General features: G+C 56.1%; 20 protein-coding genes. 2 read left to right on the forward strand and 18 right to left on the reverse strand.

Going from position 1 to position 19,895, the window contains the following annotated elements:
- Nucleotides 1-12 precede the first annotated feature (12 nt).
- From der to ndk, 9 genes are all read right to left on the reverse strand, one after another.
- Entirely contained in the window at nt 13-1,494 is a 1,482-nt protein-coding gene (gene der / locus ACZYTD_RS05745) for a ribosome biogenesis GTPase Der (RefSeq protein WP_463890192.1), read from the reverse strand.
- Nucleotides 1,495-1,570: 76 nt separating this feature from the next.
- A complete protein-coding gene (gene bamB / locus ACZYTD_RS05750) occupies nt 1,571-2,755 on the reverse strand; it encodes an outer membrane protein assembly factor BamB (protein WP_463890194.1) in 1,185 nt (394 codons plus the stop codon).
- A complete protein-coding gene (locus ACZYTD_RS05755) occupies nt 2,748-3,404 on the reverse strand; it encodes a YfgM family protein (protein ID WP_463890196.1) in 657 nt (218 codons plus the stop codon). The genes bamB and ACZYTD_RS05755 overlap by 8 nt, the downstream gene beginning before the upstream one ends.
- A 3-nt stretch (nt 3,405-3,407) precedes the next feature.
- On the reverse strand, nt 3,408-4,685 hold the full coding sequence (gene hisS / locus ACZYTD_RS05760) for a histidine--tRNA ligase (protein WP_463890198.1): 1,278 nt from the start codon (nt 4,683-4,685) through the stop codon (nt 3,408-3,410).
- A 111-nt stretch (nt 4,686-4,796) separates the two neighbouring features.
- Nucleotides 4,797-5,912 carry a flavodoxin-dependent (E)-4-hydroxy-3-methylbut-2-enyl-diphosphate synthase gene (gene ispG, locus ACZYTD_RS05765; RefSeq protein ID WP_463890200.1) on the reverse strand — a complete coding sequence of 372 codons (1,116 nt, stop codon included), beginning with the start codon at nt 5,910-5,912 and terminating at the stop codon, nt 4,797-4,799.
- Between the two features lie 12 nt (nt 5,913-5,924).
- Nucleotides 5,925-6,914, reverse strand: coding sequence for a cytoskeleton protein RodZ (gene rodZ / locus ACZYTD_RS05770; protein ID WP_463890202.1), 990 nt, complete (start codon nt 6,912-6,914; stop codon nt 5,925-5,927).
- Nucleotides 6,904-7,710 carry a type IV pilus biogenesis/stability protein PilW gene (gene pilW, locus ACZYTD_RS05775; RefSeq protein ID WP_463890204.1) on the reverse strand — a complete coding sequence of 269 codons (807 nt, stop codon included), beginning with the start codon at nt 7,708-7,710 and terminating at the stop codon, nt 6,904-6,906. Before pilW ends, rodZ begins: the two co-directional genes overlap by 11 nt.
- The gene (gene rlmN / locus ACZYTD_RS05780) at nt 7,707-8,825 is read right to left on the reverse strand and encodes a dual-specificity RNA methyltransferase RlmN (RefSeq protein ID WP_463890206.1); all 1,119 of its coding nucleotides are present in this window, start codon (nt 8,823-8,825) and stop codon (nt 7,707-7,709) included. The genes pilW and rlmN overlap by 4 nt, the downstream gene beginning before the upstream one ends.
- 237 nt (nt 8,826-9,062) lie before the next feature.
- Nucleotides 9,063-9,494, reverse strand: coding sequence for a nucleoside-diphosphate kinase (gene ndk / locus ACZYTD_RS05785; protein ID WP_463890208.1), 432 nt, complete (start codon nt 9,492-9,494; stop codon nt 9,063-9,065).
- 271 nt (nt 9,495-9,765) lie between these two features.
- Between ndk and ACZYTD_RS05790 the strand changes: the two genes are divergently transcribed.
- Complete coding sequence (locus tag ACZYTD_RS05790; protein WP_463890210.1) at nt 9,766-11,715, forward strand: oxidoreductase; 1,950 nt, start codon at nt 9,766-9,768, stop codon at nt 11,713-11,715.
- An 87-nt stretch (nt 11,716-11,802) separates the two neighbouring features.
- Here ACZYTD_RS05790 and pepB read toward each other — a convergent pair whose 3' ends face one another.
- The 9 genes from pepB to trmJ all read right to left on the reverse strand — a co-directional run bounded on the left by pepB (nt 11,803) and on the right by trmJ (nt 19,348).
- Nucleotides 11,803-13,098 (reverse strand): aminopeptidase PepB, encoded by a 1,296-nt coding sequence (pepB, locus tag ACZYTD_RS05795; RefSeq protein ID WP_463890212.1) that lies wholly within the window; start codon nt 13,096-13,098, stop codon nt 11,803-11,805.
- Nucleotides 13,099-13,288: 190 nt separating this feature from the next.
- A complete protein-coding gene (gene fdx / locus ACZYTD_RS05800; protein ID WP_463890214.1) occupies nt 13,289-13,627 on the reverse strand; it encodes an ISC system 2Fe-2S type ferredoxin in 339 nt (112 codons plus the stop codon).
- A 1-nt stretch (nt 13,628) separates the two neighbouring features.
- Nucleotides 13,629-15,476, reverse strand: coding sequence for a Fe-S protein assembly chaperone HscA (gene hscA / locus ACZYTD_RS05805; RefSeq protein ID WP_463890216.1), 1,848 nt, complete (start codon nt 15,474-15,476; stop codon nt 13,629-13,631).
- 6 nt (nt 15,477-15,482) lie between these two features.
- Nucleotides 15,483-16,001 carry a co-chaperone HscB gene (gene hscB, locus ACZYTD_RS05810; RefSeq protein WP_463890218.1) on the reverse strand — a complete coding sequence of 173 codons (519 nt, stop codon included), beginning with the start codon at nt 15,999-16,001 and terminating at the stop codon, nt 15,483-15,485.
- 25 nt (nt 16,002-16,026) lie between these two features.
- Nucleotides 16,027-16,350: an iron-sulfur cluster assembly protein IscA gene (iscA, locus tag ACZYTD_RS05815; RefSeq protein WP_463890220.1), complete on the reverse strand. Its 324-nt coding sequence runs from the start codon at nt 16,348-16,350 to the stop codon at nt 16,027-16,029.
- Nucleotides 16,351-16,370: 20 nt separating this feature from the next.
- Nucleotides 16,371-16,757 carry a Fe-S cluster assembly scaffold IscU gene (gene iscU, locus ACZYTD_RS05820; RefSeq protein WP_463890222.1) on the reverse strand — a complete coding sequence of 129 codons (387 nt, stop codon included), beginning with the start codon at nt 16,755-16,757 and terminating at the stop codon, nt 16,371-16,373.
- A 30-nt stretch (nt 16,758-16,787) separates the two neighbouring features.
- Complete coding sequence (locus tag ACZYTD_RS05825) at nt 16,788-18,002, reverse strand: IscS subfamily cysteine desulfurase (protein ID WP_463890224.1); 1,215 nt, start codon at nt 18,000-18,002, stop codon at nt 16,788-16,790.
- Between the two features lie 37 nt (nt 18,003-18,039).
- Nucleotides 18,040-18,546, reverse strand: a complete 507-nt coding sequence (gene iscR / locus ACZYTD_RS05830; protein ID WP_463890226.1) for a Fe-S cluster assembly transcriptional regulator IscR — start codon at nt 18,544-18,546, stop codon at nt 18,040-18,042.
- 82 nt (nt 18,547-18,628) lie between these two features.
- Nucleotides 18,629-19,348 (reverse strand): tRNA (cytosine(32)/uridine(32)-2'-O)-methyltransferase TrmJ, encoded by a 720-nt coding sequence (gene trmJ, locus ACZYTD_RS05835; RefSeq protein WP_463890228.1) that lies wholly within the window; start codon nt 19,346-19,348, stop codon nt 18,629-18,631.
- Nucleotides 19,349-19,505: 157 nt separating this feature from the next.
- Here trmJ and ACZYTD_RS05840 point away from each other — a divergent pair, with 157 nt between their 5' ends.
- Nucleotides 19,506-19,895, forward strand: a complete 390-nt coding sequence (locus tag ACZYTD_RS05840) for a hypothetical protein (protein WP_463890230.1) — start codon at nt 19,506-19,508, stop codon at nt 19,893-19,895.

Below are 19,895 nucleotides of genomic sequence, written 5' to 3' on the forward strand. Positions count from 1 at the left end.
CTGCGGCTAGCCTTACTTCTTCACATGCTTCATCAGACGACGACGCTTGCGAACCTGGCTCTGGGTCAGCACATTTTTCTTACCTTCGAAGGGGTTTTCACCCTCCTGGAACTCGATATGGATAGGTGTACCCATGATCTTCAGTGACTTGCGGTAGTAGTTCATCAGGTAACGCTTGTAGGAATCCGGCAGATCCTTGACCTGGTTACCATGGATGATGATGCGAGGCGGGTTATAACCACCGGCATGGGCATACTTGAGCTTGACCCGACGACCACGCACCAGAGGCGGTTGGTGATCATCCTGGGCCATGTGCATGATACGCGTCAACATGGAGGTGCCGATGCGGCGAGTAGCCGATTTATAGGCTTCCTGGATGGATTCAAACAGGTGGCCTACGCCACTGCCATGCAGTGCCGAGATGAAGTGGATACGAGCAAAGTCGATGAAGCCAAGACGGCGATCCAGCTCAGCCTTGATCTCCTCCTTCACATCCTGATCCAGACCATCCCACTTGTTGACGGCCAGCACGATCGAACGCCCTGAGTGCAGGGTAAAACCCAGTAGACTCAGATCCTGATCCGAGATCCCTTCCCGCGCATCCACCACCAGGATCACCACGTTGGCATCTTCGATGGCCTGCAGGGTCTTGACCACGGAGAACTTCTCTACCGTCTCGTAGATCTTCTTCTTCTTCCGCACACCCGCCGTGTCTATGATGATGTACTGCTGCTCATCACGTTCCATGGGAATGTAGATGGAGTCACGGGTGGTGCCCGGCAAGTCGAATACAATGACCCGATCTTCACCCAGCAGACGGTTGGTCAGGGTAGATTTGCCCACGTTGGGACGACCAACAATGGCAAACTTGATGGGCAGATCGGCAAACGGTTGCGCCTCTTCTTCATCATCTTCTGCGCCGAGCTCCAGTACCTCGGGCTCATCCCACGCATCGTCCCACTCGTCTTCTTCCTCTTCCCCGTCCTTGTGTTGCAACACTTCCAGATAGGGGGTCAGGGCATTTTCCAGCAGGCTATGTACGCCACGGCCATGGGCCGCGGCAATTTGATGGATTTCACCGCCAAAACCCAGCTCATAGAAATCACCCACCACCAGGTCGGCATCTATGCCATCGGTTTTGTTGGCAACCAGAAATACCTTTTTCTGCTGACGACGCAGATGCCCGGCGATGACGATATCGCCCGGTGTCACGCCAGCACGGGCATCCACCATGAACAACACCACATCGGCTTCTTCAATGGCCAGCAACGATTGCTCGGCCATCTTCAGCTCAATTCCCTCTTCGGTGCCATCGATACCACCGGTATCGACGACGATAAATTCCATTTCGCCCACTTTGGCCTGACCATACTTACGGTCGCGGGTCAGCCCGGGAAAATCGGCCACCAAGGCGTCCCGGCTACGGGTCAGGCGGTTAAACAGAGTGGACTTACCCACATTCGGGCGACCCACCAGGGCTACAACTGGAGTCATAAACGACCTCGTTTTTTAAATGACAAAGGCCCCTGATCCTGGATCAGGAGCCATAAACTAACATGTTGAACTGGACTCAGGGGCGTTTGAGCGCCACCAAATCACCGCTGCGGGTCTGGACATAGACCACATCACCATCGGCAACTGGCGCCGTATATAACCCCTTGCTGTCTAACTCTTGCATGGCCACTATCTTGCCATCGGCATCATCCAGCCAATAGAGATAGCCCTCGCTATCCCCCACCAGCACATAATCACCAAAGCTTAAGGGAGCCGTCAGATTGCGATAAGAGAGGAGTGTATTGACCCACTTCTCGGAGCCGTTACTTCGGTCGACGGCATAGACATGACTCTTGGCGTCAGTCAGCACCAATTCCAGAACGCCAACTCCCATGTTCTCATAGGAGGAGTACTTCCGTTTCCAGATCTCTTCACCCGTCATCAGCTTACGAGCGACCAACTGACCGTTGTAAGCGACGGCATAGAGCTCATCGCCAAGCACCACAGGCTGGGCATCGACATCGACCATCCGCTCCAACTCGGTGGAGCCACGAGGAGAGGCGACACGCGACACATTGGCCAGCATACCGTTTTCCAGCAGTACGACACCCACCCGGCCATCGGCGCGACCGTAGATAACCCCGCCCGCCGCCATAATGGGGGCGGATTGCCCACGCAATGTCAGGTTGGGTTGGTCATCACCGGTATTCCACAGGATATCGCCCTTCTCGGCATCCAGTGCTAGCAGCTTACCTGAACTGGTAACCACCACCACACGCCCGGCATCCGCAGCAGGCGCGGCGATGACTTCACCCGGCACCCGCCGACTCCACAGCAGCTTGCCATCCTTCTGGTCAATGGCATACACATAACCATTTTCCGATCCCAGATAGAGCTTGCCATAGAAAGCCGTGAGCCCACCGGAGAGGCGAGCACTCCGTTTTTCGGCGTTTTCCGGTTGGTCACCCAAATCGATAGACCAGAGACGGTCGCCACTCTTCTTGTCGAAGGCCTCGACATCACCATCCCGGGCGGCCGCGAAGACGCTCTCATCGGCCACGACCGGGCTAAGCTGGGAGTAGAACTTGCCGACACCACTGCCGACCGAACGACTCCACAACACCTCCGGCTCGAAGCGGGATGACACCTGGGGTACAGGCGCCATCTTCACCACATCCGTCTCCGAGTTGAACAGCGAGCAGCCCTGCAATACGGCTCCCGCAGCCAACGTCATCGCCAGATGTTTTAACCAGTTATGCATTGGTTTTCTCTTCTGTTACGGGAGACTTGGGGACCGCCATATCATCAAGCTTGATGCGCAACTCAGGGCTGCTCTTCTCGCCCCCTGCCGCGGCAGCTTGTTGATAGGCCGCCATGGCCTTGGCCTTATCCCCCTGCTTGAGGTAAAGATCCCCGCGCACTTCGGCCACAGTAGCCTTGTAAGCAGCGAGAGTCACCCCATCCAGACGCTTCTGCGCATCAGCAAATTTGCCCTGTTCACCCAGCACTCGTGCCAGGCGTACCGCGGCAACCGGCTTAACCGCATCGCTGTTGCCCTTTTCAGCGACCTGTTGTAACTGCTCGGCGGCCAGATCCAGCTTGCCGGCCTTGACCGCAGCAGCAGCCAACTGCAGTGCAGCCAGGTCACCATAGCTGGAACCAGCATGCTCCTTGGCAAAAGTTGCTACCGTTGGGAAGGCTTTATCCTTACCCTCAGTCAGCTGCTTGATCACCTGTTGATAGGCAATGGCACCTTGCTCCATCTGCCCCTGGCGATACTCGTTGTAGTAACGCCAGCCGAACATCCCCACCAGACCCAGGGTTGCTCCGACCAAGATGGCCTTACCATTCTCTTTCCACCAAGCCTTGATCGCCTCGGCCTGCTGTTCATCGCTGTTATAGATTTCCATTTATTATTCTCCTTTGCCGGCCAGGCGCTGGATCACTTGGTCCAACTTCAGTGCCTGCTGCTCGCCTTGTTCTCGCAAATACTTGATGCCTATCTCGCCATTGGCCAGCTCGGCTTCCCCTAAAATCAGCGCTATTTCCGCCCCGACCTTGTCGGCACGTTTAATCTGTTTCTTAAAATTGCCACCGCCACTGTGTGTCATCAGACGCAGTGTAGGCAAGGCATCGCGCAACTGCTCTGCCAACAGCATACCGGCACTCTGAGTTCCTTCACCTACCATGCAGAGGTAGACATCAACCTGACGGGCAACCCCGTTGGTACAGCCCAGGGTTTCCAGCAGCAACACCAGACGTTCCAGACCCATGGCAAAACCAACGGCAGGCGTCGCCTGACCACCCAACTGTTCCACCAGGCCATCGTACCGACCACCACCACAGACAGTGCCCTGAGAGCCCAGGCTGCTGGTGACCCACTCAAATACCGTGTAGTTGTAGTAATCAAGCCCACGCACCAGACGATCATTCACCTCGTACGCTATGCCAGCCTGATCCAACATCTGCTGTAACCCGACAAAGTGCTGGCGGGTCTCTTCGCCAAAGTAGTCGGCAATGCGTGGCGCATCGGCCAACAAAGCCTGGATGGTCTGATCTTTGGTGTCGAGCACACGCAGCGGGTTAGTGTACATGCGCCGCTGGCAATCCTCATCCAGCTTCTCCTTGTGCTGCTCCAAAAATGCGACTAACGCATCACGGTAGCAGACACGCTCCTCAGACGAACCCAAGGTGTTGAGCTGCAGGGTCAGATGTTCGCTGATGCCAAAGGTCTTCCACAATCTGGCGGTCATCATGATGAGTTCAGCATCGACATCCGGGCCATGCAGGCCGAAGACTTCGACACCGAATTGATGAAACTGACGATAACGACCCTTCTGGGGACGTTCATGACGGAACATGGGGCCGATATACCATACCCGGCGCTCCTGGTTATAGACCAGACCATGCTCCACACAAGCACGAACGCAACCGGCCGTCCCTTCCGGGCGCAGAGTCAGGCTATCACCATTGCGGTCGTCGAAGGTATACATCTCCTTCTCAACCACATCAGTCACCTCACCTATGGCGCGCTGAAACAGGTTGGTCATCTCGACGATAGGCATACGCATCTCGGCGTAACCATAGGACGCAACAACCTGGCGCAAGGTGGACTCAACCAGTTGCCAAAGGGGACTCTGCTCCGGCAAGCAGTCATTCATACCGCGAATTGCTTGGATCTGTTTAGCCACGTCTAATCTCGAATGCGTTAGGATGCTAGGGGAAAACTGGCCGCATTATAGGAACTTTCCTCAGCCAGGTAAAATAAAGGGCGAAAAGGCGACCCTAGGGTCGCCCTCAACTCACGCCTCATCGATCTGGATGCGATTTCGTTCATCCAGGCGCGCAGCACGTGCCCGGATCCGCGCTTCCAGCGAATCAATCAGGGTATCATTATCCAGGCGATCAACCCGTTCGCCCTGCTCGTAGAATGCACTCTTCTTGTTAGCGCCCGCCAGACCCAGATCGGAAATCAGTGCCTCACCCGGACCATTGACCACACAACCTATGATGGAGACATCCATGGGTGTGGTTATGTCCTCGAGGCGCTGCTCCAGCTCATTGACGGTACCGATAACATCGAACTCCTGACGGGAGCAGGAGGGACATGCAATGAAGTTGATACCTCGCGCCCGGATACGTAACGACTTGAGAATATCAAAACCCACCTTGACCTCTTCGACCGGATCTGCGGCCAAAGAGATGCGCAAGGTATCGCCAATACCGTCCATCAGCAGCATACCCAAGCCAATCGACGACTTGACTGCACCAGCACGAAAACCACCCGCCTCGGTGATCCCCAGATGCAGGGGCTGCTCGATCTGCTGAGCCAGCAGGCGATACGCGCCCACTGCCAGAAACAGATCCGAGGCCTTAACGCTGACCTTGAACTGATCAAAGTTGAGACGATCCAGAATATCCACATGGCGCATAGCTGACTCGACCAGCGCCTCAGCCGTCGGCTCACCATACTTATCCATCAGCTCTTTTTCCAAAGAGCCGCCATTGACACCGATACGGATCGGAATACCCAGATCCCGAGCACAATCCACTACGGAGCGCACACGATCTTCTTTGCCAATGTTGCCCGGATTGATGCGCAAACAATCGGCACCATATTCCGCCACTTTGAGGGCAATGCGAAAATCGAAGTGAATGTCGGCCACAACCGGAATAGAGACTTGCTGTTTGATGAGCTTGAAGGCTTCTGCTGCCTCCATAGTCGGCACCGAAACCCGCACTATGTCGGCCCCAGCCCGCGCGACCGCCTGGATTTGCGCAACCGTAGCGGCAACATCGGTAGTCCGGGTATTGGTCATGGTTTGCACCGTGATGGGCGCATTGCCGCCAACAGGAACATTACCGACCATGATTTGTTTGGAGAGACGACGCTTGATAGGAGAGGTGTGCTGACTCATAGACTCAATGACTCAATTCTTTAACGGCAACTCGAAACGGGCTACGCGGCCAACCGGAAAATTTTGCATATTAACCGGTTGCCCCTGAAATGTGATGGAAACAGCCTTAGGCGCTCCCACTGTCAATTTAAACGGTGCTTTACCACTCAAAGCCTGTTGCTGGCCCGGTTTACGCACACCTTCGAGCAACACCTTACCGGTCGCATCGGCCACTTTCAGCCAACAGTCATCAGTGAAATTGAGGACCAGATCTCCGGTCAGTGCTGCGATAGTCGCCGCAGCAGTGGTCTCTGTGGTCGTCGCCGGAGTTGCCACACTCTCGGCAGCAGAAACAGCCGCTATCGGGCTGCTGCTAACAGCAGCTGAGGCTTGAGCCGCTGTTGCCACAGGTGCCACGCTCTGAGCCGAGGAGGCCGTTACACCCGCCTCGTCAACGTTACTATCCTCGTCCGCACCAGCTGGATTAGGATCGGCGATAGAGAGAGTGGATTGGATCGCGACCTGAGGATCGCCCTGTTCGGGCGCTATCCCCTCTTGTTCTACCGCCCCCTGTTCACTCATGGTCACAACCGTTGGTTTCTCCGCCGGTTGTGCCCAGATGAAGTAGAGGATACCGACACCCAAGCCGATAAATAGCAGCCAGGAGAAGAGTCGAAAGCGATTTTCATTGGCCTCTAGTCGAGTCCGGCCCGAAAAACTATGCATTTCAGCATACTTGACCTCGGTAAAGCCCAGCCGTTCATAAGCTGCAACCACCAGCTCCTCGGGTATTCCAACCAACTTGGCGTAAGTCTTAAGATAACCCCGAGTGAAGGTACTGGCCGTACGTTGATCGAAACGATCCTGCTCTATGTCGCGCACCAAGGAGAGGCGTAAATTAAGACGTGAGGCAACCTCTTGTTGACTCAAGCCGCGAGCTTCACGCCCTGCTCGCAATAAACTACCCGGACCGTCTAGCTTCGGAAGATCGTTGCGTGGCGTGTCTTGTTGTTCAATAGTCATTATTCAAATATCTTTTGGCTTGCGCGGATTGGGGGAATTGTTGTACCAGGTCGTTACCATATTTATGCAGCTGCGCTAGCTCGCCCTGAGCCTGTGCTAGTTGCAATTTTAACCAAAGACTTTGGGCACTATCATGGCCGCCCTGGCTAAAACGCTGCATATACTCGGCAGCCTTGGTATGGTTATTGGTCGAGAGCGCCAACTCGGCGGCTTCTAACAATAACTTGGCATTGAGTGGACTGTACCCCAAAGCAACGTCGAAGTAACGCGCCGCTTTGGCTTTATCTCCAGACTGAGCTGCGCATGAAGCCGCATTTTCATAGGTATCTTCCATGCGGATGTAATCGGGTTGTTCCACCGCCCTCATGAACTGGCTATCGGCCTCGGCATAACGCTTGTTGGCACAGAGGAAAACCCCAAAATTGTTCATGGCATCAGCGTTGTTAGGATACTGGGAGAGCGCCTCTTTGTAGCTACGTTCGGCATCAACATTATCTCCCACCGTCTGGAAGTAATAAGCCTTGGTGAGCAATATATCAGGGTTGGTCGGATCAAACTCGGAGGCTTTATCCAGATTAAACTTGGCCTGAGCCATATCCCCCTTACGCAGGTAGCCCATAGCAAGATTCAGTCGGGTCTTCGCCGCCGTCTGGGTGTCTATTTTCCCTTCGGTGCGATCACTATTCTTACCAACGAGGGTCGTTTCCGTTACACAGCCGGGCAGAGCCATCAGCAGCGCCCATGCAATCAAGATGCTTTTTTTCATTTTAATCAGCAATAACGGACTGGATTTCAAAGCATTTTGACGGAAATCGCCTCATCTTGCATCCGTTTTTTCATGGTTCGCTTGGTTCTGTCGATGACATCACCCACCAACTGACCACAGGCGGCATCAATGTCATCGCCACGGGTCTTACGCACTATGACCACATAACCGTATTCCATCAGCACCTTGGCGAAACGATCGATCCGGCTATTGCTTGGTTTGCCATAGGGATTGCCCGGAAAGGGGTTAAAAGGAATAAGATTGATCTTGCTGGGGGTATCTTTCAACAGCTCCGCTAACTCGTGAGCCTGCTGCATATCATCATTGATATGATCCAGCAGCACATACTCCACCGTCACCTTGCCCTGGTTAGCATTGGACTTGGTCAGATAACGGCGCACCCCGGCCAGGAACTCTTGAATATTGTATTTATCGTTGATCGGCATGATCTCCGAGCGCAACTGGTCATTGGGGGCATGCAACGAGATGGCCAGCGCCACATCGATGAGGTCCCCCAGCTTGTCCAGGGCCGGAACGACCCCTGAAGTAGAGATGGTCACCCGACGCTTGGAGAGGCCAAAGCCCAGATCATCGAGCATCAGCTCCATGGCTGGCACCACATTGGCCAGATTGAGTAGCGGCTCGCCCATCCCCATCAGCACCACGTTGGTAATGGGGCGCTTGCCTGTCTCTTTGCAAAAACCGATGACACTGGCCGCCCGCCAGACCTGGCCGATAATTTCAGACACTCGCAAATTACGATTAAAGCCCTGCTGTGCCGTCGAGCAAAACTTACACTCCAGAGCACATCCCACCTGGGATGAGATACACAGGGTGGCCCTGTCCTCTTCGGGTATGTAGACAGTTTCCACTTCCTGATCGCCCACCAGCATGGCCCACTTGATGGTGCCATCGGTCGAACGTTGCTCGCGGCTGATCGCCGGCGCGCGGATTTCGGCGATACGGCCGAGTTTTTCTCTAAGCACCTTGTTCACATTGGTCATCTGGGAAAAATCATCACAGCCGAAGTGATAGATCCACTTCATGATCTGATCGGCACGAAAGGGTTTCTCACCCATATCGGCAAACAAGGCGCGCATGGCCTTACGATCCAGATCCAGCAGGTTGATTTTAGTCTCGCTCATATAAAGCTCCAGGATGACCAGGTTGAACAATCGACACAGCCTCAGCTTGCTGCCGAAGCAGAGCAAGGGGGCAAGGCCCGACGCCACATGGGGAAACCATGGGAAAGGGGGCGCATTGTACAAATATTACCTGATGCTTTCCACTTACGCTTTATCCGGCTATTTCATGGCGCAACGGCCATGAAAAAGGGAGCCTAGGCTCCCTTGTCAGAGGATAAGATTCACACGCGAACGAATTCAGCGGGTACGCGGGCAGATTTCACCATCGGTGAAGAAATAGGCGATTTCACGTTCTGAAGAGGGGATGCTGTCAGAGCCATGTACCGCGTTTTGCTGCACAGAGGCCGCATAGTCGGCACGAATGGTTCCGGCCTGAGCTTTTTTCGGATCGGTGGCGCCAATGACCTCACGATGACGGCGGATGGCCTCTTCGCCTTCCAGTACCTGAACCATGATGGGTCCTGAGGTCATGAACTTGATCAAGGGGTCGAAAAAGGGCTTGCCCTGATGCTCGGCGTAGAAGCCTTCGGCCTGTTCACGGGTCAGGTGCAGCATCTTGGCGGCGAGAATGCACAAGCCTGCATTTTCAAAACGGTGATAAATGTCGCCGATCAGATTACGGCCTACCGCATCGGGTTTAATGATGGAAAAGGTGCGTTCTATAGCCATGAGAGATCCTTCAGACGAAAATGAGTATCAACAGTCAGGCCAGAGTATATGGCAAGCTTGGCCTAGAACCTGAACCAGGTTTATTTTTTGTTAAAACTTTTACCTCTCTCTCACTTAATAAGCAAGCCTGGCGCGCCGTGGTTGCCACTCTGCTCACCTTCAGGCAAAGCCGCTTGCCGACTTTCGTCCCCATCCCCAGTTTGCTACCCTGTAGCCGCCTGCCAAGTGTTCATCTTGCGTACTTTTTAATTCCGGTTCCCTGGAGGAATTCATGCTCGAATTTATCAATGCTGGCTTGATTGGTTATGGCTATGCCGGCAAAACCTTGCACGCCCCCCTGCTCAACAGCACTCCGGGAATTCGTCTCCACGCCATCACGTCGCGTGATGCCAACAAGGTCAAGCGTGATTGGCCGGCCGTCAGCCACTACCCCACGCCAGAAGCCATGCTGGCCGCCCCAGATATCGATCTGGTGGTGATAGCCACGCCTAACGACACCCACTTTTCCCTGGCCAAGGCAGCCCTGTTAGCCGGCAAACATGTTGTGGTAGATAAACCCTTCACCCTAAGCCACCAGGAAGCCAAGGAGCTTATCGCGCTGGCTCATGCCCAGGATCTGCAACTGAGCATCTTTCACAATCGCCGTTGGGACGCCGACTTCTTGACCCTGCGCCGACTGCTGGCCAAAGGCGAATTGGGGGAAGTTCTGCACTTTGAATCCCATTTTGATCGCTTTCGACCTGAGGTCCGTGATCGCTGGCGTGAGCAGGCCGTAGCCGGTAGCGGTCTTTGGTACGATTTAGGCGCTCACCTGTTGGATCAGAGTCTGCAACTGTTTGGCAAACCGGATACCCTCTGGCTGGATCTGGCCCAGCAGCGGCCGGGAGCTCAGACCGACGACTACTTCCATGCCGTGCTGCAATATGGTGAACGCCGGGTGATCCTCCATGCCAGTACCCAGGTTCCCCACCATACTCCCCGTTTCACTCTCCATGGTCGTCTGGGCAGCTATCACAAGTACGGTCTCGATACCCAGGAAGAGCAGCTCAAGCAGGGGCGGCTACCGACTGACGAAGGGTTTGGCATAGACCCGCAGCCAGGTCAGCTGGTCACTGTCGCAGGCGAGGAACGACGCATCCAGACTATTACCAATCAGCCGGGCTGTTATCTGGAGTTCTATCGCGGCATGCAGCAAGCTATCCAGCGCGGTACGCCGGTTCCGGTCAAAGCCGAAGAGGCGGCGCTGGTAATGGAGTTGATTGAGCTGGGAGTGCAAAGTGCCCGGCTTGGGCAACGCCTGACGCTGGGTAAACCACTCCCGGCGACACCCGACTCACTCAAGAGCACACCGCTGCCCCCCCCCGCTCTGGCAGCATCAACACAGCCCCAGTCGACACCAGCACCCCGTAGCAACTATCACGCACCCAGCACGCCTCAGGCACGCCCATCTCAACCCATTAGCAATACGCCTTCGAGCGCCTTCAGCCATGAACGCGCTCCGGTTGCCCGCTCGCCTCAAGTACAGCGCGCCCCCCTACCCAAGGCCATACCGGGCACCCACCCCACCCGAGCCAGCCTGCGCCCCAGTGAGCCCGCGTCACAACCGGTACGCCCACAGGAACACCCGCGCCAGCGTCCCCTATCTGCCCATCCGGCCGAATTGGGCGCGCGCGCCCCGCTAGCCAGCGAACCCCTGGCCGCCGCCAGCCGCCAGGGACGGCCCGAACCCATACCGAGCCAGGCGAGCATCACCCAGAGCAGCACCGGATTTATTCGTACCGATAAACCCAGAGGAGTGAGCCCAACTTCCTCAGCCTTTAGCGCCGCCAAGTCTCAACCAGAGCCAAGCCGACCGACACCAACCCACCCGCACCAGCCGGGGTCAGCGCCCTACAACGCGCAGCAGAAAATGCCGCTAGCCGCGCAGCCAGCAGCCCCGGTCATCACATCACCACCGGCAAGCCGCTCCCCCTTGAGCTCCTATGGTCGCAGCGCCCAATTTCAGCCAGGCAGTGCAGCTAAGCCAGAGCCCGCCTTCCGCGCCCAAGATGAGAGCAGCCCGGAGCAGGAGATGCTGATCCCGGAGCTCTCGCCCTCCAGCCTCATCGCCCGTGAACATGAGGCGGGTCTGCAGGCAGGGAAGAGCCCGCTGCTGCCAAGGATGAGCGTCAAGGATGAAGAGGATCCGGAGGATGACCTCCCCTCCTTTACCGCCCGCTAACCTAGCCGTACAGAAACAACAAAGGGATGCTAATGCATCCCTTTTTCATGCCTGACCGACTATGTGGTCATCTAGGTAGTGGCCATATCAGCGGGCCACGCCGTGTAGCCAGTGGGCTATGGTGCGCACCCCATGTCCCTTGGCGCCGGCCGCCCAGAGATCGTTGCCGCTCTTCTGATAGGAGGCAGACAAATCCATATGCACCCAATTTACCCCAGGGGTAACAAAGCGGGAGAGGAAAGCCGCCGCCGTGGTCGCCCCAGCCGACCCCTCGGCCGAGGCCACGTTACCCAGCTCGGCGAAGCTGGAGCTGAGTAGGCCCAGATGCCAGGGCTCCAGGGGCAGTGGCCACGCCTTCTCATTGACCTCGCGCGCCCAACGACATAGCTGCAAAGAGAGGTTTTCATCCGGGCTCAGGATAGCATGATAGTCCCGACCCAAGGCCACTTTGGCCGCCCCTGTGAGGGTGGCCGCATCCAGAATGTGCTGGGCCCCCGTCTCGCTGGCGCAGAGCAGACCATCGGCCAACACCAGGCGCCCCTCCGCATCCGTGTTGAGGATCTCTACAGTCACCCCGTTACGGTAAGTCAGGATGTCACCCAGCTTGAAGGCATGACCGCTGACCAGATTCTCGGCACAGCAGAGGAAGAGTTTGACCCGCGCCTTGAGCCCCTGACGAATAGCCAGCGCCAGGGCACCACTCACCATGGCCGCGCCCCCCATATCTGACTTCATCGGCAGCATGTTGTCCGACCCCTTGAGGCTATAGCCACCGGAATCAAACGTGATGCCCTTACCCACCAGACAGGCCGCTACTGGCGCATCCGGGTTGCCACTGGGGTTGTAGTCCAGCACCAGCAGCGCCGGCTCCCGCTCGCTGCCCCGTCCCACCTGATAGATACCCACATGACCGAGTGCCTTCAACTCGTCACCACTGATGATGCTGTAGCTGGTCGCCTCAGGAGCCTGTTGTCCGATAAAGGTGGCCGCCTGCTCGGCCAGCATCTGTGGGTAAACCTCGTCCGGTGTACCGTTGGTGATCTGCCGCACCCAACGGGTCACCTCCAGCAGCGCATCCAGTTGTGCCTGCTCGGCGGCAGGCATCTCGCCCAGATAGAGACTCTGTCCCGCTTTGGGGTTATAGAAGCCCTGATAGAAGGCATAGCGCCGCTCTAAATCCCACTCGCCCCCCACCAGCGCGACCTGCTTGATCCCCTGACCATCCAAGCGCCGTCCAGCCCGTTGAATGAGCCGCAAACACTCAGCCTCATTGCCACTGATGTGGATGGAGGCGCCATGTTGGTGAAAACTCAGCAACGCCTTCTCGCCCCATTGAGCTTCGGCAGTATGGTCAGTCAAAAGCAGTTTCATGATGGCAGACATAACAATGGCTATCCTTGTGAACTAAAAATGAATGCAAAAGGCCACATCCTGGTGGATGCGGCCTGTATGGGAGTCAAAGCAACTGAGATACAGCTAGGGAGGTACACTGGCACACTCTCTTGGGTTCAGTCAGCAACACATGAGGAGATAGAACAAAAGATGAGGCCATCCGTCAATGACTCGAACGCGATTAATGGCGTTCCGATGCCAGATTGATGGTGTACCTGGGAATATCCACCACCAGATCGTCATCGGCCACCTTGGCCTGGCAGCTGAGTCTGGACTCTGGCTCCAATCCCCACGCCTTATCCAGCATGTCATCCTCCAGCTCATCGCTGGGTTCCAGGGAATCAAACCCTTCACGCACTATGCAGTGACAGGTGGTGCAGGCGCAGGATTTCTCGCAAGCATGTTCGATGTCGATGTGATGTCGCAGTGCCACGTCCAGAATCGTCTCGCCGCTGGCCGCGTCGACCACCAACCCCTCAGGGCAGAGTGTCTCATGGGGAAGAAATACAATCTTGGGCATATTACACCTTGTCTATCTGTTGCCCTTGCAGGGCTTTACGGATGGAGGCATCCATCCGACGGGCGGCAAAATCGGCGGTGGCATGGTCGACTGCACTAATCGCCGCCTTGATGGCATCCACATCAGAACCATGGCGGCAGGTTCGCAGTGTGGCCAGGGCCGCATCGATCACGGCTCGATCTCCCCGCTCCAGCAAAGCATCACCATCCAGCAGCAGAGCCTGGCCCACACTCTCCAGTACCCGATCGGCGTCAACCTGCTGCTCAGCGAGCATGCGGGCCTGGATATCCTGCTGGGCAAACTGCATGGAGTCACGCAGCATGTTGGCTATCTCATCCTCATGCAGCCCATAGGAGGGTTTCACCTCTATGGCTGCCTGAGCACCGGAGCTCTTCTCTAGCGCCGAGACCGAGAGCAGGCCATCGGCATCCACCTGGAAGGTGACGCGGATATGGGCCGCCCCCGCCGCCATGGGCGGGATGTCTCGCAGGGTAAAACGCGCCAGAGAGCGGCAATCGGCCACCAGCTCACGCTCACCCTGAACCACATGCATGGCCATGGCCGTTTGCCCATCTTTGAAGGTGGTAAACTCCTGAGCACGCGCCACGGGAATGGTGGTGTTGCGCGGGATGATCTTCTCGACTAGCCCCCCCATGGTCTCCAGCCCCAGGGAGAGGGGGATCACATCCAGCAGCAACATCTCCGAATCAGGCTTGTTGCCTACCAGCACATCGGCCTGAATGGCCGCGCCTAGCGCTACCACCTTATCTGGGTCCAAGCTGGTCAAGGGAGTGCGGCCGAAAAACTCACCCACCCGAGCGCGCACCAGAGGCACTCGGGTCGAGCCGCCGACCATCACCACTTCCAACACCTCAGCGGCTGTGACTGCAGCATCCTTCAGAGCGCGGCGACAGGCCAGCAGGGTCTTCTTCACCAGGGGTTCAATCAACGAGTCGAACAAGCCGCGGCTCACCTCACCCTGCCAACCGGCAAAGGTGACTGCCACCGAGTTGCACTCGGTGAGCTGTTGCTTGGTGGCACAGGCCAGATCCAGCAATTGGCGTTGCAGCTCGGGCGACAAGGGCGCGACTGGGGAGGCCTGAGCCAACAACCAATCGGCTAGCAGGTGATCGAAATCATCGCCGCCCAAGGCCGAGTCACCGCCCGTGGCGAGCACTTCGAACACCCCCCGGTGCAAGCGCAGGATTGAGATATCGAAAGTGCCGCCGCCCAGGTCATAGACAGCAATCAGCCCCTCTTGGCCTGAGTCCAAGCCATAGGCTACGGCCGCCGCCGTGGGCTCATTGAGCAGACGTAACACATGCAGCCCCGCAAGCCGGGCCGCATCCTTGGTCGCTTGGCGCTGACCATCATTGAAGTAGGCAGGAACCGTGATGACCACTCCATCCAACTCGGAACCCAGGCTCTCGCTGGCGCGCTGTGCCAGGGCCTTGAGCACCTCGGCCGACACCTGAACCGGATTCACCGGGCCAATGACAGTCTCGATCTGGACCATGCCACTGTCGCTGGCACTAAACTGGTAAGGTAGATGCGCCGATACACGCTCAGTGGCCGACTTGCCCATCAATCGCTTGATCGAGGAGAGGGTATTGCGTGGATCGAGGGCCGCATCGGCCTTGGCCTCATGACCCACCCGAATACCGGCAGGCAGATACTGGACGACCGAAGGGAGTAGATGACGCCCCTGCGCATCAGGCAAGGTCTCGGCACTGGCACTGCGCACGACAGCCACCAGGGAGTTAGTGGTGCCCAGATCGATACCCACAGCCCACTTGTGTTGATGGGGTGCCGCGCTCTGGCCAGGTTCAGCTATGTGTAATAACGCCATGGAAAATCAAAGGTCCATCAAAGAGTCTTCGAGACGCTCCAGCTCTTCACGCAACTTGCGGATGAACTTGAGCTTACGGATCTGGGTGGCCGCCACCTCGCGCTCTGGCACCGCTAATGCCAGAGTCAGTATGGTCAGCAAACGCTGATATTCGCGATGAATACGTTGGGCAAAGAGGGGAATGGCCGCATCGGGATCGGCTGACTCACGCAGCGCTTCCAGCTCTTCACGCCACTCCAGCTGCTGCATGAGAAACTCAGGATCCTGCAGAGTGTGTTGCTCGCCTCGAATATCCAAGCCTAACAGGCTAAGCAGATATTCGGCACGAGTCAGGGGGTCTTTGAGCGTCTGATAACCGCTGTTGATCTCCGCCGCCTGCTGCAAGGCAACCAGACGTTCCGCATCAGGCGCCGCAGCGTAGCGATCCGGGTGGAACTGCTGCTGCAGTCGGCGGTAGTGCTCCGCCAACTGAGTCGTATCCAGCTCAAACTGCAAAGGTTGTGCAAACAGCTCGAAATAATTCACGCATTCAGCCCTCAACAACACATGGCTAGACAGTGAAGCTCTCGCCGCAGCCACAGGCTCCCTTCACATTGGGATTATTGAATTTGAAACCTTCGTTAAGGCCTTCCTTAACGAAGTCGAGCTCGGTGCCATCCAGGTAAATGAGGCTTTTGCTGTCGACTATGATGTTGACACCATGCAGTTCGAAGATCTCATCATCGGGCTGGGCTTCGTCGACAAACTCCAGCACATAGGCCATGCCCGAACAGCCCGAGGTCTTGATCCCCAGGCGCAGCCCCAAGCCCTTACCACGGCTTTGCAGGAATTTTTTTACCCGCTCAGCAGCGGCATCAGTCATGCTTACAGCCATCTCATTCACCTTAAATGTACTTATTCGAGACCTTTTTTCTTCTTATAGTCAGAGATTGCCGCCTTGATGGCATCTTCCGCCAGGATAGAGCAGTGGATTTTCACCGGAGGCAACGCCAGCTCTTCAGCAATCTCGGTATTCTTGATGGCTTGGGCTTGCTCCAGGGTCTTGCCCTTCACCCATTCGGTGACTAACGAGCTGGACGCGATGGCCGAGCCACAGCCATAGGTCTTGAATTTTGCATCTTCTATGATGCCCGCATCGCTGATCTTGAGCTGCAACTTCATCACATCACCACAGGCCGGTGCGCCGACCATACCCGTAGCCACGCTAGGGTCATCCTTATCAAAGGAGCCTACGTTACGTGGGTTTTCATAATGGTCAATGACTTTCTCACTGTATGCCATGTCTCACCTCCAAACTGCATCTGACCGGATTTAGTGATGTACCCATTCAACCTTGCTCAGGTCAACACCCTCTTTGAACATATCCCACAGGGGGGATAGTTCACGTAAACGACTGATCGAATCGTTGATCAGTTGCACCGCATAATCGATCTCCTCTGCCGTGGTAAAACGGCCGATGGAGAAACGGATCGAGCTGTGTGCTAATTCATCGCTCAGACCCAATGCGCGCAGCACATAGGAAGGCTCCAAGCTAGCCGATGTACAAGCCGAACCGGAAGAGACCGCCAGATCCTTGAGCGCCATAATCAGCGACTCACCCTCTACATAGGCAAAGCTGACATTCAGATTGCCAGGAACTCGCTGTTTGACATCGCCATTGATATAGACCTCTTCAATATTCTTGATGCCATCCCACAGACGATCCCGCAACGCCATGATCCGCTCTTCATCACTGGCCATCTCCAGGCGCGCAATGCGGCAAGCCTCACCCATACCCACTATCTGATGGGTCGGCAGGGTACCGGAACGCATGCCACGCTCGTGTCCACCACCGTGCATCTGGGCCTCCAGACGCACCCGCGGCTTACGGCGCACAAACAGGGCACCTATGCCCTTGGGGCCATAAATCTTGTGAGCAGACATGGAGAGCAAGTCGATCTTCATCGCTTCTACATCGATGGCAATTTTGCCCAGACTCTGCGCAGCATCCACATGAAAGAAGATTTTGCGAGCACGACACAGCTCACCTATGGCCGCCACATCCTGAATGACGCCAATTTCGTTATTGACGTGCATCAGGCTCAGCAGAATGGTGTCATCGCGCATGGCGGCTTCAATTTGCTGCAGCGAAACCAGACCATTGGACTGTGGATCCAGATAAGTCACCTCAAACCCCTCGCCTTCCAGATAACGGCAAGGATCGAGAACCGCCTTATGCTCGGTCTTGCAGGTAATAATGTGCTTACCCTGTTTCCGGTAAAAGTGGGCTATGCCCTTGATGGCCAGGTTATTGGATTCGGTCGCCCCGGAGGTAAAGACAATTTCACGGGGATCGGCACCGATGAGTTCAGCCACCTGATTACGCGCCTCATCGACCACCTCTTCAGCCTGCCAGCCAAAGCGGTGCGAACGAGAAGCAGGGTTGCCAAAAATGCCATCCAGAGTCAGGCATTGCATCATTTTCTCGGCGACCCGGGGATCGGCCGGCGTGGTCGCGGAATAATCCAGATAGATAGGCAGTTTCATATTCAAATATTACCTCGATATCATACAGGCCAGAGGCTCAACCCAGTTGCAGTGTCACACTGATGGGGTCAAGTTCCAGCTTGTTACCCTGGGCTGGAATGGCCTGTTTATGCTTGTCCTGATGCTCGGCGATACGTTTGACGTCAGCCTGGGTTACCAACTCGGCCAAGGTGATATCGTCAAGAAAGTTGCTGATGCGATCGCTGAGATCACGCCATAAGGCATGAGTCAAACACTGGGTGCCGCCTTGGCAACCGTTTTGTCCATGGCAACGCGTCGCATCAACCGATTCATTCACTGCGGCTATGACCTTGCCAATCGAGATGTCGGCAGGCGCCATACCCAGGCGATAACCACCACCTGGACCGCGCACACTGGCGACCAACCCCTGTCGCCGCAGTTTGGAGAAGAGCTGCTCCAGATAGGAGAGCGAGATACCCTGACGCTCGGAAATATCCGCAAGCGGAACCGGGCCCAACTCGGCATGCAGGGCTACATCCAGCATGGCGGTTACGGCATAACGCCCTTTCGAAGTCAGTCGCATAGCAGATCCACCTATCATATTAAGCTATGATGATAATCCCATGCCCGACCTTTTGAGTCAAGTATTTAACCATGCTAGCTAGTCAACTACTCCGGCCAAATTTCTCAACGGCCGTCAGTATGCCGCGCAGTATGTTGAGCTCCTGACTGTCGGGGCGGCTGCGGTTATAGAGTCGACGTAACTTGCTCATCACCTGTCCCGGATGGTCGGCACGCAAGAAGCCAATGTTCAGTAGCGTGTGCTGCAGATGATCATAGAAACGATCCAGCTCCTGCTGCTGGGGATATACCTCATCACTCACCACCACTTCATGTCCGGCGAGCCAACTCATGCGGGTTTCATAACAGAGCGTCTGCACTGCCATGGCCAGATTCAAGGAGCTGTACTCAGGATTGGCTGGGATACAGACATGGAAATGACACTGCTGCAACTCATCGTTCGTGAGCCCGGTGCGTTCGCGGCCAAAGACAAAAGCGACCTTATGCTGCGCAGACTCCGCAATCGCCTTGGCGCCGGCTTCACGAGGATCCAGCATGGGCCACTCCAGAGTTCGCGAGCGCGCGCTGCTCCCTATCACTAGCTGGCAATCGGCCACCGCCTCAGCCAGGGTGGTCACGGTTCGGGCATTCGCCAAGATGTCTGTGGCGCCGGCGGCCATGGAAACGGCCTGACCATCTATCGCCTCAACGGGAGAGACCAGTACCAGCTCATGGATGCCCATGGTCTTCATGGCTCTGGCGGCGGAACCTATGTTGCCAGTATGGGAGGTGTTCACCAGGACAATTCGAATATTATCTAACATTGCTTCATGTTCTCGAGCGACTAGTGGCGGATGGTAACATGCGCCTCCCCCTAGGCGTAGACCAAGGGGGAGCGAATTTGCAAAAGTAACCTTGCGCATCTATCTTTAAACGAAGAGGCAACTCTGTCCTTACATAAAGTAGAAGCAGGTCACATTTATGTTACCCCTATTTATCTACGAACTGCTGCCCTTAACCTACACCCTGTCAGGGGGGCTCTTACTGCTACGCAGCAACATGGAGCTGCTGCTAATGGGGGGCTTGCTGTTTTATATCTGCGGAGCACTCATCAGCATCTTGCGCTCCACGGCCCGCCGACGTGACCTTGTCTTCTACCCGCACAAGTTCTGGCTACAACCGGAATGGCTGTATGAGTTGATGCCTTTTTTGCAGATAGGCTTGGTGATTCTGGTGTGGCGCAGTCCGCTGCCCCTGGGCATACAGCTAGCATCGTTTTGTCTGCTCGGCTGGGCTTTAATCTGTCTACACAGACGTCATATACACCGCCTGGGCCAGCGCAGAACTCAGCGGAAAAGACACCACATCTGA

The sequence above is a fragment of the Pseudaeromonas sp. HNCC25DJ180 genome, from assembly GCF_055413345.1.